Below are 13,357 nucleotides of genomic sequence, written 5' to 3' on the forward strand. Positions count from 1 at the left end.
ACACACCAGCGGCCCGCGACAACGCCCGCAAACCCTCGACCACATCAGCCGGAACGACGAAGTCCAGCACCGCACCCGCCGACGACCGCACCGGCGGCCTGGGCCGGTCGGTCGGCAACGCCAACACCGGCGCGCCATCCAGCCGCGCCCGCCAATAGTCCAGCTGTGCCTCGAGCACCTCGCCGGTCAACCACTGGCGCTGCCATGCGGCGAAGTCGGCGTACTGGACGGGTAGGGCCGGCAGCCGGTCGCCTCGATGGAGGGCTTCGAGCTCCCGCTGCAGGATCGGGCTGGACCACTGGTCGGACACGAGGTGGTGTTTGGCGATCGCGAGCAGGTGGCGTTCGGGGGCGAGCCGCAGCAGCGTCGCCCGGAAGAGCGGGCCGGCGGCCAGGTCGAACGGCACGGCCAGGTCGGCGGCCAGCCACGCCTCCGCGGCCGCGGCCGGGTCGGGTCGCCCGGCGAGGTCCACGACCGGCAGGTCGAAGGGCGACGGCGGGTCGATCACCTGGTGCGGGACCCCTTCGACGTCGGCGACCAGCCGGGTCCGCAGCACCTCGTGCCGGGCGACGAGCCGGCTCAGCGCCACGGTGAGCGCCTCGACCGACAGGGCGCCCTCGAGCGGGATGGGCGTCTGCATGTTGTACTCGACCGAGCCCGGCTCCAGCTGCGCCAGGAACCACAGCCGCTGCTGCGCGAACGACAGCGGCAGCGGGTGTGCACGGTCGGCGGGCGCGATGCGCGCTTGGCGCCGGCCGTCCCGGTCGCGCAGATGGGCGATCAGCTCCTCGCGATGCCGCTCGATGAGCTGCCGGACCTCGCCCGTCATGGCGTTCTTCGCGGTGAGCGCGAGCAGCTGTCCGTCGTCGAAGTACAGATGGACGCCGCGCCCGTCGAGCTCTTGCAACACTTCGGAGGCGGCGATCGTCATCGCGGGATCCGTCCTCGTCGGCTGGACGTGCACAGAGGGAACCGAGACGACACCGTCGCACGCCGGCCGGGTCTGGTGAAGGCGTCACCAGATCCGCGCGATCGGGTCTCCAGCGGGGCGACGGGCACGGGCGGAGCACGACACATGAACGGCGTCGGCCGGGTGTTGGGCGTCAGGCTGGCGGCCCCGGTCGTCACAGCGCGGCTCCTGCTCCGACGCGACGTCCGCACCTACGGCGGAAGGCCGACGGCCGCGCCGATCTGCCGAATGTGGGTTACCCCTCCCCCGGATCACGCACGTCGGCGGGCCATGACGGCCAGGCCTGTCACGGCGAGCAGCGCGGCCACCGCCGGGATCAGGAACACCGCAGGGAGTCCGAAGATGGCGGCGCCGATGCCTCCGGCGGCGCCGCCGAGCGCGGAGCTGACGGCGGTGGAGCTCAGGAAGACGGCCGAGGCGGTGGCCACGGCGGTGGGCAGCAGATCCTGGGCGACGACGATGCCCAGCCCGGCGAAGATGCCCCACACGCCGCCCATGAGGACCTGCCCGGCGAACAACCCGGCGGCTGTGCCGGTCGTGGCGAAGCAGACGTTGGCGGCGACGCCGAACGCCGCGCCGATCACCATCAGGCGCATCATCCCGATGCGGCGGGCCACGAGCACCGCCACGGGCATCAGGATCAGTTCGACCAGCGGTTGGATGCCGATGACGGCGCCGCTGAGCGCGGCGGGGTAGTGCAGCTGGTCGGTCATGTAGATCGGCAGGTATGCGTATTTGATCGACTCGCCGGCGTACACCAGGACGTACAGTCCCGTGAACGCGAGCAGCGGCAGCATCGCGCGCAGGCGTGGGCCGGGTGCTGACGCCGCGACCGCGGGGGCCGCGGCCGGCGAGGTCTTGAGGTTGCCGAGCGGGATGATCTGGGTGAGGGTGGCGACGGCGGTCGCGAGCAGCATGGTGCGCAGCGAGGTGTGCGCGGCCAGGAAGGCGCCGGCGGCCGGGCCGACGACCCAGCCGGCGGTCAGCGCCATCCGCACAATGGAGACCACGCCGTCGGTGTTCGGGTTCGGGTGCGCCTTCGTCTCGTCGTGGATCGCGGCGAACAGCTGCGACGTCGCGGCGCCGCCGAACCCGCCGATCACGGCGCTGAGCACGAACGGCATCCACAGCTGGGTCGAGTACGCGATGGCCGCCCAGCTGACGAACCCGGCCACGGCACAGACGCGGAACAACCCCAGGCGACGGCCGGTGCGGTCGGACCGCGCACCGACCAGGTAGCCGGCCACCGGCGCCGTCAGGTTGGTCAAGTAGAACAGCCCGGCGGCGGTCAGCGAGCCGCCCAGATCGTTGACCAGGAACCTGGCGATCTGCGGGGCCGCAGCGGAGAACCCGAGCCCGGACAGGAGCATCGCGATGGTCGCCCCGCGGTACAGCGGTGTGGCGAGCACCAGTCGGACCGCCGACCGGTGCACCGCGGGCTCGGTCAGCGGCACGTCTGTGGGAGGCGCTGTTTCGGGGAGTGCCATGGCTGTGCCCTTCCGTTCGCGTAAGGGCGCACGGTAGGGGCGAGAGCGCTCTCATGACCAGGGTCAGCCTGGTGCCGTGCTCTCCCGCACGATCAGCTCGACCGGGAAACGTTGCCGGTAGCCGGTCGGGACGGGGCCGTCCAGCAGGAGCCGCACCGCGGCGGCGGCCATGTCCTCGACCGGCATCCGCATGGTGCTCAGCGGCGGGTTCGCGCACACCGCGGCGATACTGTCGTCGAACCCGACCACGCTGACGTCCTGCGGGACGCGCCGGCCGGTCGCGGTGATCGCCTGGACGGCGCCGGCGGCCGTCAGATCGCACGCCACGAACATCGCATCGACGTCCGGGTGCCGGGCGAGCAGGTCCCGCGCGGCACTGAGGCCGACCTCCCGCCGGAAGGCGCCGCCGGTGCCCAGATCCGGCAGCCCCAGCTCCGCGACGGCCCGCATGTATCCGGCCCGGCGGCTGGTCCCGCAGGTGTCGTCGGCACCGTGGATCGCCGCGATGCGCCGCCTGCCGAGCTGATACAGGTACTGCACGGCGGCGTACGCACCGCCGACGTTGTCCGCCTCGACGGCCGGAACCGACGGCGCCGTCGCCACCAGCGATACCACCCGCCGACATTGCCGGTGCAGCCGCGACGCGAGGGCCGGCGAACCGTCGGCCAGCACCACACCGACCGACGCCCGGCGCGCGATCACGTCGACGGTGTCGGCATCCTCCGCGGCTGCGACCGAATGGATGCGCAGCTGCACGTCCCGGCCGGCGAGCACGGTCATGATCCCGGCCAGGACCCGGCTGTAGTACGGGTGCGAACCGATCCACCCCACCGCGGGCACGGGCGCGGCCACCACGACGTCGATCGCCGGCTGCTGCCGCGACGCGAGCGCCCGCGCCGTCTGGTCAGGCACGTATCCCAGCTCGGCGATGACGTCCTTGACGTGCTGCCGGACCGCCTCGGTGGCACCGGGCACGCCGTTCATCACCCGCGACACGGTCGACCGCGACACGCCGGCCGCACGCGCGACGTCCTCGATCGTCAGTTTGGAACCAGCCATCTTCGGCACCCTTCACGGACCTGTAGCGTGCTGCCAGGCCCAATGCAAACATATTCAGCCCCGTTGCCCCGATGCCGCGAGGCTCCCACCGTCATCCGCCGATCTTCGCGATCGGGGGTGTTCGCCGTGACCAGCCGGCCGATCGCACCTTTGGCGCCGCCAATCACCGCGAGCGGCCAACCCTCAGGCATTGGCGGGGCCGCAGCGGCTGCAGAGCACTCGCCGAGCCCTGGCCGACACCAGGCCGAATCGCCGCGACGACCGGCGATGACCCAGTCCTGGACAGCCTGCTGCTGCGACTGAACACGGAGACAGCGCGCCCTGCCGCCCACCTTCGCGTGCCGCTTGACAAACCACCACCAGCCGCTTCACCCTTTAACTATGATAATAGATAAGCGGCCGTCGACAGGAGGGTCCGCTATCGAGTTCCGGCTGGACCCGGGGTCCGGGGTGCCGACTTATCTGCAACTCGTCCACCAGGTCGAACACGCACTACGGCTGGGCTACCTGAACGTCGGGGACAGGCTGCCGAAGGTGAAGGACGTCGTGGCCCTGTTGGCCATCAACCCGAACACGGTCCTGAAGGCGTACCGGGACCTCGAGCACAAAGGGCTGGCCGTCGGCCGGCCCGGACAGGGCACGTTCATCCGCAGCACCCTGGGCGAGCAGCCGCAGGAGAGCGATCAGAACCGGCTGCGCACACAGCTGAGCACCTGGATGCACTCCGCCCAGGAGGCGGGCCTGGACCCTGACGCGATGGTCGCGCTGTTCACCAGCACGCTGCACGAGTTTCGCACCGGAAGGACTGGAGTGAAGACCCCATGACCGCGATCACCGAACCGGGCCTCGCGTTGCAGGCCAGTGGCCTGGGCAAGCGCTATGGTTCGACGTGGGCGCTGCGCGACGTGGAGCTGGCCGTGCCGGAAGGGCGGGTCATCGCCCTCGTCGGCCCCAACGGCGCCGGCAAAACAACGCTGCTGCACCTGGCGATGGGCCTGACCGTGCCCACCGCCGGGGAGGTCCGCGTCCAGGGCGGTCTGGCCGCGGGCAGCCTGGCCGCCCTGAGCACCGTCGGCTTCGTCGCCCAGGATGCGGCGCTGTACCCCAACCTCAGTGTGGCCGACACCATTCACCTGGCGCACAACCTCAATACCGGCTTCGACGTGAGTCGTGCGCACGAACGCATCGCCGAGCTCGACGTTCCGCTCGGCTGCAAGGTCGGCAAGCTGTCCGGCGGCCAGCGCGCCCAGGTCGCGCTGACCCTGGCGCTGGCCAAGCGTCCGCGGCTGCTGATCCTGGACGAGCCACTGTCCAGCCTGGACCCGCTCGCCCGGCACGACTTCATGGCCGCGTTGATGGCCGCGGTCGCCGAGGACGGGATCAGCGTCCTGTACTCATCCCATGTCGTCTCCGAACTCGAGCGCGTATCGGACTATCTGGTCGTGCTGTCCGGCGGCCGGGTGCAGCTCGCCGATGAGGTCGACGACGTGTTGGGCACGCACTGGCTCTACACCGGCCCGGTCGCCGAGGCCGACCGGATCGCTGCCGACCTGCCGGTGCTCCGCGACCGCCGCACCGACGTGCTGGCCTACCTGCTGGTCCGCTCCACCGGACCGCAGGCCCAGCCGCCGCACGGCTGGGAGGCGACCCGCGTCGGGCTGGAGGAGCTGGTCCTGGCGTACCTACGCAAGCCGCGTACGACGGTGACGCACGGCGCGCTCGAATTGACCGCGAAGGGGACCGCACTGTGAGCACCATGACGACCCACCGCACGGCCGGTCCGACGCCCGTAGCCCGACCCGGCCTGTCCAAGCTCGTCTGGGTGACCTGGCGTCAGCATCGAACCGCGCTGCTCGGGATGCTGTCGGTCATGGGCCTCGGCGCCTTGGTCCTGTTGCTCGACGGGCGCTCGATGCATTCCGCCTTCACGTCCAGCGGCATGATCAACTGCCTGCCCGGCCACGAGGCCGGCTACTGCGGTGCCGCCCTGGACGCGTTCCGTCCCGCGCAGGACCGGGTCAGTCAGCTGACCGGACTCTGCCTGGCGCTACCGGTGCTCTACGGACTCTTCCTCGGCGCTCCCTTGCTGGCGCGGGAGTACGAATCGGGCACCTACCGCTTCGCGTTCACGCAGGGGGCCGGACGCGTCCGATGGCTGATCGCGAAGATCGTCCTGCTGTCCTCGTTCACCATCGCGACCACCACCGCCTTCACCGCTGTGGTGATGTGGTGGTACTCGCCGCTGGTCCCACTGACCGGCCGCCTCGGCAACACCATCTTCGAGAGCTACGGTGCGGTGTTCGTGGCCCGGGCGCTGTTCGCCTTCGCCGTCGGCATCGCCGTCGGCGCGCTGCTGCGCCGGACCGTCCCGGCGATCGGTGTGACGCTGGGTGTGTGGCTCGTGGTGGTCATCTCGACCACCGTCAGCCTGCGGCAGAACTTCCTGACTCCGCTCAACACACTCAACGGCACGGTCCCGTCGACCGCCTGGACCGTCAGCAGCCAGTGGACCGGCCCCGACGGGCATGCCCTGACCGGCAACCAGGTCGCGGACCTGCAATATCGAGCCGCCGAAGGTGGCCACAAGCTGGACCTGGGGCAGTACCTGGCCGACCAGGGCTACCGGCACCTGGCCAGCTACCATCCCGAAAGCCGGTTCTGGTCCTTCCAGGCGATCGAGGCCGGCGGCCTGGCTGCGGTCTCGGTGGCGCTGCTCATCCTGGCCATCTGGCTGGTGCGCCGCCGCGCCGCCTGATCGACCGGGCGGTAAGGACACCGGCAAGTGAGTGCCCGGCCGCGAACGAGTCTGGCCGTGGACGTGCTGGGGCTGATCATCGCGGTGGTCGTGACGGCGGCGTCGGTGACCGACAACCTGATCCACCTCCAGCTGGTTCGGATCGCGTGGTGCCGGAGACCCCTACCCTGCGCGGGCGTCTCGGCTGCGAGGGCCTGCGAGCCCATCACCAAGCGGCTCGGCAGTGACCGCGATCATCAGGACGATCGGATAGTGCTTGTCGAGCTGGCCGAGGACCACGCACACCGTTCGCCTGGACCGACGCCAAACGTTGGCGTGATGCTCAGATGCAAACAGGGTGATGTCCTCAACCACCGGCCGAACCGCTTGACCTGCGATAATCCGATCGAAGTCGGGGGCGAACGAGTGGAGCTGCGAAGAACCCCAGGCCGATGTCAGTGCCTGGACCACCGCCAAGCGCCTGCGCTCGAGCCGGTCCTGGGCCTCCGTCCAGCGCTCGGCCGGCGCGTCCGCCAGAACCTCACTCGCAGCGACCGGTGCGAAATGACGGTCAGGCCCGCTCGTTGCCCGGCCGATGATCCAATCGTCAGCTGCGGTCACCGCTGGCGGAAAGGGCAGGGCCACGAGGCGTTCGGCCAGCGCGACGCAGTCGGCCGGCTCCACCGGCGGGTCCGGGAACACGGCTGGAAGGTAGCAGACCATGCAGCGCGCATTCGGTCATGCCGCGAACCGGTACCCGTAGTCGACGGGGTTGGGTGCGACGGTCAGCCGGTGTCGTCGGCACGGGCGGCCGTCTCGCGGAAGTCGAACGCTCCGGTCAGGGACGCGGCGGGCGGCGTGGATGTCGCGGTAGTACCGCTGCATCGTGATGGATAGGCCCGCTCGCGACCCCGGTGGGTAAGCTTCTTGATTCCCTACGGGCATACCTTGAGCAGCACGGAAGTAAAAGCCGGCCCGGCAGTCTGGATCTGGGCAATAGTGCCCGCCTCATCAGTGCTGTACTGCTTGAGCTGCCCCACGAAACGCGTCACCGCTGGCTTCAGCTCCGCGTCGGCGACCTGGGCCGCCAGCGGCTCGAGTTTGCCGGCCCATTCGGCGGCGAGTTTCTTGGCGTCCGCGAGCGCCGCAACGCCGCCGGCCGAGTCACCGCCTTGACTTGCCTGCACGGCCTTCTGCAGGCCGGCGATGATCTTGTCGAAGTACTGCACCTGCAATGCCTTGATCGAGTCGCATGCCGGGTCTCCGCCCGCTGCGGACGGCGACGCGGCCGCGCTCGTGCCGGCCGCGGACGCCGCAGCGTCCGTTGCCCCGCCCTCGTCCGCACACCCGGCGCCCAGCGCGAGCACCATCGCGGCAACCCCGGCAACCATGAAGACCCGCATCGTCCTGACCTCCCCGTGATGATCCAAGCGACGCGAGTATACGGGTCACAATCCAGGACGACCCAGGCGTCACGTGCACGGCCGCGACCCGACCCGCCGAACTCACCATCCCGGACGGCTGGCCACCGTCGTGGAGTGAGTGGCTCAAGATTGACGACTGGTGCCGACCACTCGACATCGCCGCCTACGTGCGTCAGCAGATCGCCTTCTATCGATGCGCGACCGGACGCCCACGGTTCAAGGAAGACGCGGACTCAATCGGCACGCCAGGACTCGCCGGGGACCAGAGCACGCAGAGCGACCAGCGGAGCCTCGAGCTCCAATTCGCCGTCACTGGCCGAAGCCGCCCGCATGTCGACGGTCCCAACAACACTTCGCCCCGGAGGTCTGCGGACCGAGCTCCACCGGCGGCAGGTCACAGGCCGAGGATCGGCGGTTGCTGGTTGGCCTCGACCGTGCCGACGTCCGCAGCTCGACTGCGCAGCTCCGCTGCGTGCTCCGTGGCGCCGCGGGCGTCGTAGATTCTGGCGGCGTACTCCATGGCATAGGGATCTCCGCGCCCGATGGCGGCATGAAACAGTCGCAACGCCGTCGACACGTCTCCGGCGTCGCGAAACGCCACACCCAATGCTGTGACCGGGTATCCGTCGTCCTAGCCGAGCACCGGCTCGATCCAGCGAGCCGCCTCCTGCCGATCGCCACGCTCCAATGCCAGCCGGGCCAGCCCCAGCATCGCATCCGCGCTGCCCCGGGCTGCGGTGTCAGCCACCTTCCGCCACACGTCCTCGGCACGATCGCTGTTGCCCTGCAGATTCGCGAACGTGCCCAGATTGAACCCGGCATCCACGTCACCCGCTGCCCAGGCGCGCTCCAACAACGGGATCCCCTCGGCGTGCCGGCCTGCCTGACACAAGGCCGCCCCCAAGATCCCCGCAGCTCCCACATGCCCGGCCGCCGCCGCCCGGCGTACCGAAGCCATCGAGGCACCACTCAGCCGACCATGCGCGTCGAACTCCACAAGCGGATCCGCTACAGCACGGCGACGGCGGTTGAACAGACCCACAACGCAGACCGTACGCGACGACCTTGCTCCAAGAGGCAGCAGCTGACCGAGTTCCGGTACTCGGCCTGCCCTGGACCGGCGCTCAACGGGTCAGGGGGTAGGACGGCACCGCTTATCATCGGTCGGTGTTCATCGAGGTCATCGGCAGACGGTTGCTCCCCGACAACGTTGACCGCGACGACGTCGAGGACCTTCTCACGGCGGTGCTTGGCGCGGACGGTGAAGTGACCGGGGCCGGGGTCGGCATGGGCGGTTGGAACCTCGATGTCGAACTGACGGTCGACGATGGTGCTGCCGCAGGCGTGGTATCGCGGTTGGCGGTCGCACTGGTGGAGCAGGGGCTCGGTTGGGTAGAGCTTCGCCCGGAGGGCGAGGGCGCTGGGATGCCGGCTCTGAGCTTCGTCGAGTGACCCGACTGCGGCGCGGCTCAGGTGTGCGCGCCTGGCTTGCGTCGGTCGGAGGATGCTGGCTGGGATCACGGTCGGTCGTCGGCGGGACTCACCCGCTTGGCGGAGGAGTGAACCCGGTCGGGGGTCCGGGCGATCGCGTCGGCCGCGTCGCCGGTGTGATTGGCACAACGGACGCCCATGGTTCCAGCGGGAGCATCGATCGCGGCGACGCGGGCAGCTGGGCTCCTCCGTGCTCGCCGCCCTCGACGGGCCGCACAGAGGCTCCCTGTCGCATGTTCTGCGGCATGGAGGGCGGCCCCGCGGCTGGAGTACGGCGCGGGTCCGGCGGGTCGTCGTAGTCCGGCATGGCCAGCATCAGCGCCGCGATACCGCCTACCAGGACGCCGACTTCACCACGCGGCGTAGTCGGCTAGGACAACTTGAACCTGGCGCAGCGGCGTCGCTGGCGACTCGACCGCCATGCCATCCACATGGGTGGGTCCTGAACTCCACCACGCCGCCGGCGGCGGAAACGACCGCGCCCGGCGTGACGACGGCGGCGGAATGAGTGCCGACACCGGGCCGATGCGGTCGGCGTCACTGGGCCTTGGTGTCGTACTGCATGGCGCCGACCACGTTGCCGGACGGGTCAGCCAGCCAGATCAGATGACCGACGCCGGCGATGGTCGTCGTCTGCATGAGCAACCGGCCGCCCGCGGCGAGCGCGGCCTGCTCGACGTGACGGACGTCGTCCACGGCGACGGTGCACTCGAAGCCGGTGGTCGGCTGGTCGGCCAGCAGCTGGCGGCGCTGCTGGAGTGCGGCGGTGACACCTGGACCGTGGGGATCCTCCGCCTCCACGCGGTAGAAGCCAGGCGGCCCCCAGGCGGAGAACTGCCAGCCGAACGCCGCCCGGTAGAAGGCACGGCTGGCGGGGATGTCGTCGGCGTTGATCGCGATGTGGGACAGCGTGTTCATGAACAGGACGGTAGGCGCGCCGAGCTGGTGCGCACTACCGATACCACGGCGTAACCTGTCGAAAATGCGTCATCCCGACGAGTCGGAGCCGGATGTCCGCTCATACGCGGTGTCCCACCCTGGCGGCCCGCTCGACCTGCCCCAACACCCGGCGTGGAGTCAGCTGGTCTACGCCGTCCACGGCGTCCTGACCGTGCACACCCCGGACGGGTCCTGGGTCGTCCCGCCGCACCGGGCGGCGTGGGTGCCGGCCGGCGTCCGCCATCGACTCGCGCTGTCCGGCCCGACCGCGCTCCGCACGCTGTACCTCGCCCGTGGGCTGGACCTGCTTCCCAGCACCTGCCGCGTCCTCGACGTGCCGCCGCTGCTGCTGCGAGCTCATCCTGCACGCCGTGCGCCTGGCGCCACTGCGCATGGCCGACCCGGTGCACCGGCGACTTATCGGCGTCCTGGCCGACCAGGTCGTCGCACTCCCCGACGCGCCACTGCAGCTTCCCGCGCCACTCGACCCACGCGCGGTCGCCCTCGCCACGATCCTGCAGGACGACCCCGGCGACACATCCTCCGTCTCCGTCCTCGCCCATCGGGTGGGCGCCAGCCGCCGCAGCCTGGAGCGCGTGTTTCGCACCGACACCGGCATGACCGTCGGGCAGTGGCGGCGCCGGCTCCGCATGCTCGAGGCGCTCCGCCTCCTCGCCGCCGGCATGACCGCCACCGCCGCCGGAGCCCGGGTCGGATATGCAACGCCCAGTGCGTTCGGTGCCGCATTCCGCGCCGAGCTCGGCGCCACCCCCGCGCACTGGTTCAGCCAGTGAACACCTGAGTTCATCGACTGCTGGCGTTGTCGCCGGTGGTCGTACCGATCCGTGGAGCTTGCCAACCGGAGAGCATCCGCGAGTCGGCCATGCGATTTTGACGTCCTCCGGTGTCGGAACTGCCGGCACCGCCTCAGTCGGCGCCGCCCGTACCGCCGTCGGTGCCGCCGTCGGTGCGGCGCCGAACGGGTGACCCCATCCGTGCCGACGTTCAGCGGAATTTCAGGTAGGTCGGCCTACGTTCCCACCGATTTCTGCGGAGTCGACGTCTGCGTCCGGTCGTGAGGGAGAGTTGTGTCCGTTACCACCAACAGGCCGGTGAGTGCGCGCGGGTGGCTGACCAAGGTGCCCGCGATCACCGCCACCTTCTGGGTCATCAAGGTCCTGTCCACCACGATCGGGGAGACGTTCGCGGACTACCTCGCCGTGAACGTCGGTCTCGGTCCGATCGTGACCGACGCGATCATGTTCGTCCTGCTGGCGACCGCGCTGGTCGTGCAGTTGCGCACCCGCCGCTACACGCCCTGGATCTACTGGCTCTGCGTGGTGCTGGTGAGCATCTTCGGCACCCAGGTCACCGACCTGTTCACCGACACCCTGGGCGTACCGCTCGCCGTCAGCACTCTCGTGTTCTCGGTCCTGCTCGCCGTGGTGTTCGCGATCTGGTACCGGCAGGAGCGCACCCTCGCTATCACCTCAATCAACACGCCGCGCCGCGAAGGCTTCTACTGGGCGGCGATCCTGACCACGTTCGCCCTCGGGACCGCCGCCGGTGACTTCGCCACCGAGGCGCTGAACCTCGGCTTCCGCAACGGTGCGCTGATCTTCGGCAGTCTGCTCGTGGCCACGTGGATCGCGTTCCGCCTCGGCGCCGGCCAGGTGCTGACGTTCTGGATCGCCTACGTCATCACCCGGCCGCTCGGCGCGTCACTCGGCGACCTGCTCACCCAGGACAAGGACCTCGGCGGTCTCGCGCTGGGCGCGAGCACCACCAGCCTGCTGTTCCTGGTTGCCATCGTGGTGCTCGTCGTCCGCGAACAGATGCTGGTCAGCCGGCACGGCGTCGTCGACAAGGGCGCCGGGCCGCACGGTGGCCACCGCCAGGACCGTGCGTGGGCCGGCGCAGCCGCTCTCGCCGTTGCCGTCGCCGGTTTCGGGCTGAGCATGGCGCACGGCTCCCGGTCGGCGACCGACACCCAGGCCGACGTCACGCAGAACACGGTCACGGCTGGCGCGTCGGGCCCGGCGGCGGCGCGTGCGGTGCACCCGACGACCAAGCTGGGCAATCTCAGCAGGTTCGCGGTCATCGTGACCGACGTCAAGACCAAGGTCACCGCCAACGACCTCGTGGCCGCCAAGACCCGCGTCAAGGACCTCGAGGTCGCCTGGGACGACGCGGAAGCGGGGCTCAAGCCGCGCGACGCCACCAGATGGCATCAGCTCGACGACGAGATCGACGCCGTGCTCACCGCCCTGCGAGCGGCGCATCCCGTCCAGGCGGACTGCGCGTCCGCTGTCGCCGGCCTGATGACAACGCTGAACACGTTCGACGGGGTGTGACACCGCGGCTGCGGCCCCGGCGGCCGGTGGGCCGGCGGCCATGACGGCCAGCGGGAGGACCGTCATGGCCGGGGCCGACCGCGGGGTGATGCCGTCGAGCGGTGGGGCTACTTGCCGCCGCCGTGGCCGGCGTTGAGGGTGAAGGTCGTGAGGTCGGCGCTGACGTCGTACATGACGTTGGCGCCGTCCTTCGTGCCCAGCACGTCGTAGGAACCGTCAGGGTCCTTCCGGACACCGGTCACCGTGACCGTGGAGTCCTTGGCCTTCATCGCGGCGGTCACCTTCGCGAGCTCGTCACCGGTCACGGCGGTGTCGTTCGAGCCACCGCCGCCGTGGCCCTTGCCACCGCCGCCGTGGCCGGCGTTGAGGGTGAAGGTCTTGAGGTCGGCGCTGACGTCGTACATGACGTTGGCGCCGTCCTTCGTACCCAGCACGTCGTAGGAACCGTCAGGATCCTTCCGGACACCGGTCACCGTGACCGTGGAGTCCTTGGCCTTCATCGCGGCGGTCACCTTCGCCAGCTCGTCACCGGTCACGGCGGTGTCGTTCGAGCCACCCTTGGCGCCGTGGTCCGAGCCCGCGCCGGCGCTGGTCGAGGCGCCCGGTGTCGGCGACGCGGTTTCGGCGCTGGCCAGCGACGCGGCTCCGAAGATCATGATGCCGGTGGCCGTGAGGCCCGCCGCTGCCAGGCCGATCCGCTTGATGTGCTTCGTCGACATGCTCATCGCTCCCGTTGCCCAGGGCGCGGGCTCTCTGCCTGCGCCTTCGGATCTACAGCGTCGGGAGCGAACCTGGGTGAATGCTGTCAAGGACCTGCCGTGGGCCTGGCACACCAGGTTCTTAGACGGCCCATACAACAGCTCTTACGGGACTCTTAACCGCCGCCTCCCGGCCCGGGT

15 protein-coding genes and 1 pseudogene are annotated in these 13,357 nt (G+C 70.1%); 7 read left to right on the top strand and 9 right to left on the bottom strand.

Going from position 1 to position 13,357, the window contains the following annotated elements:
* From Dsi01nite_RS50915 to Dsi01nite_RS50925, 3 genes are all read right to left on the bottom strand, one after another.
* On the bottom strand, positions 1-931 hold a 931-nt coding region (locus Dsi01nite_RS50915), incomplete at its 3' end, for a condensation domain-containing protein (protein WP_239137012.1).
* Between the two features lie 290 nt (positions 932-1,221).
* Positions 1,222-2,457 (bottom strand): MFS transporter, encoded by a 1,236-nt coding sequence (locus Dsi01nite_RS50920; protein WP_203853738.1) that lies wholly within the window; start codon positions 2,455-2,457, stop codon positions 1,222-1,224.
* A gap of 63 nt (positions 2,458-2,520) precedes the next feature.
* The gene (locus tag Dsi01nite_RS50925) at positions 2,521-3,516 is read right to left on the bottom strand and encodes a LacI family DNA-binding transcriptional regulator (RefSeq protein WP_203853739.1); all 996 of its coding nucleotides are present in this window, start codon (positions 3,514-3,516) and stop codon (positions 2,521-2,523) included.
* 381 nt (positions 3,517-3,897) lie between these two features.
* On the opposite strand from Dsi01nite_RS50925, the gene Dsi01nite_RS50930 reads away from it, so the two are divergent.
* From Dsi01nite_RS50930 to Dsi01nite_RS59060, 4 genes and pseudogenes are all read left to right on the top strand, one after another.
* A complete protein-coding gene (locus tag Dsi01nite_RS50930; RefSeq protein WP_203853740.1) occupies positions 3,898-4,341 on the top strand; it encodes a GntR family transcriptional regulator in 444 nt (147 codons plus the stop codon).
* Entirely contained in the window at positions 4,338-5,267 is a 930-nt protein-coding gene (locus Dsi01nite_RS50935) for an ABC transporter ATP-binding protein (protein ID WP_239137014.1), read from the top strand. Before Dsi01nite_RS50930 ends, Dsi01nite_RS50935 begins: the two co-directional genes overlap by 4 nt.
* A gap of 5 nt (positions 5,268-5,272) precedes the next feature.
* Positions 5,273-6,271: an ABC transporter permease gene (locus tag Dsi01nite_RS50940; protein WP_203853741.1), complete on the top strand. Its 999-nt coding sequence runs from the start codon at positions 5,273-5,275 to the stop codon at positions 6,269-6,271.
* 31 nt (positions 6,272-6,302) lie between these two features.
* Positions 6,303-6,441, top strand: a pseudogene (locus Dsi01nite_RS59060) (IS5 family transposase); the annotation flags it as partial.
* Here Dsi01nite_RS59060 and Dsi01nite_RS50945 read toward each other — a convergent pair.
* The 4 genes from Dsi01nite_RS50945 to Dsi01nite_RS50960 all read right to left on the bottom strand — a co-directional run bounded on the left by Dsi01nite_RS50945 (position 6,434) and on the right by Dsi01nite_RS50960 (position 8,716).
* Positions 6,434-6,952, bottom strand: coding sequence for a hypothetical protein (locus Dsi01nite_RS50945; RefSeq protein ID WP_203853742.1), 519 nt, complete (start codon positions 6,950-6,952; stop codon positions 6,434-6,436). The pseudogene Dsi01nite_RS59060 and the gene Dsi01nite_RS50945 sit on opposite strands and share 8 nt — an antisense overlap.
* 233 nt (positions 6,953-7,185) lie before the next feature.
* Positions 7,186-7,653 (bottom strand): hypothetical protein, encoded by a 468-nt coding sequence (locus tag Dsi01nite_RS50950; protein WP_203853743.1) that lies wholly within the window; start codon positions 7,651-7,653, stop codon positions 7,186-7,188.
* Positions 7,654-8,068: 415 nt separating this feature from the next.
* Entirely contained in the window at positions 8,069-8,275 is a 207-nt protein-coding gene (locus Dsi01nite_RS50955) for a hypothetical protein (protein ID WP_203853744.1), read from the bottom strand.
* 30 nt (positions 8,276-8,305) lie between these two features.
* Positions 8,306-8,716, bottom strand: coding sequence for a hypothetical protein (locus Dsi01nite_RS50960; RefSeq protein WP_203853745.1), 411 nt, complete (start codon positions 8,714-8,716; stop codon positions 8,306-8,308).
* A gap of 125 nt (positions 8,717-8,841) precedes the next feature.
* Between Dsi01nite_RS50960 and Dsi01nite_RS50965 the strand changes: the two genes are divergently transcribed.
* A complete protein-coding gene (locus Dsi01nite_RS50965) occupies positions 8,842-9,126 on the top strand; it encodes a hypothetical protein (RefSeq protein WP_203853746.1) in 285 nt (94 codons plus the stop codon).
* Positions 9,127-9,702: 576 nt separating this feature from the next.
* On the opposite strand, the gene Dsi01nite_RS50970 is transcribed toward Dsi01nite_RS50965, so the two are convergent.
* Complete coding sequence (locus tag Dsi01nite_RS50970; protein WP_203853747.1) at positions 9,703-10,083, bottom strand: VOC family protein; 381 nt, start codon at positions 10,081-10,083, stop codon at positions 9,703-9,705.
* Between the two features lie 392 nt (positions 10,084-10,475).
* Here Dsi01nite_RS50970 and Dsi01nite_RS50975 point away from each other — a divergent pair, with 392 nt between their 5' ends.
* Together Dsi01nite_RS50975 and Dsi01nite_RS50980 are read left to right on the top strand one after the other, a co-directional pair.
* Entirely contained in the window at positions 10,476-10,898 is a 423-nt protein-coding gene (locus Dsi01nite_RS50975) for a helix-turn-helix domain-containing protein (RefSeq protein ID WP_203853748.1), read from the top strand.
* A 318-nt stretch (positions 10,899-11,216) separates the two neighbouring features.
* Positions 11,217-12,458 carry a COG4705 family protein gene (locus tag Dsi01nite_RS50980; RefSeq protein ID WP_239137015.1) on the top strand — a complete coding sequence of 414 codons (1,242 nt, stop codon included), beginning with the start codon at positions 11,217-11,219 and terminating at the stop codon, positions 12,456-12,458.
* A gap of 107 nt (positions 12,459-12,565) precedes the next feature.
* Here Dsi01nite_RS50980 and Dsi01nite_RS50985 read toward each other — a convergent pair whose 3' ends face one another.
* Positions 12,566-13,177, bottom strand: a complete 612-nt coding sequence (locus Dsi01nite_RS50985; RefSeq protein ID WP_203853749.1) for a hypothetical protein — start codon at positions 13,175-13,177, stop codon at positions 12,566-12,568.
* Between the last annotated feature and the right edge of the window lie 180 nt (positions 13,178-13,357).

Source organism: Dactylosporangium siamense (assembly GCF_016862795.1).
Classification (GTDB): Bacteria; Actinomycetota; Actinomycetes; order Mycobacteriales; family Micromonosporaceae; genus Dactylosporangium; species Dactylosporangium siamense.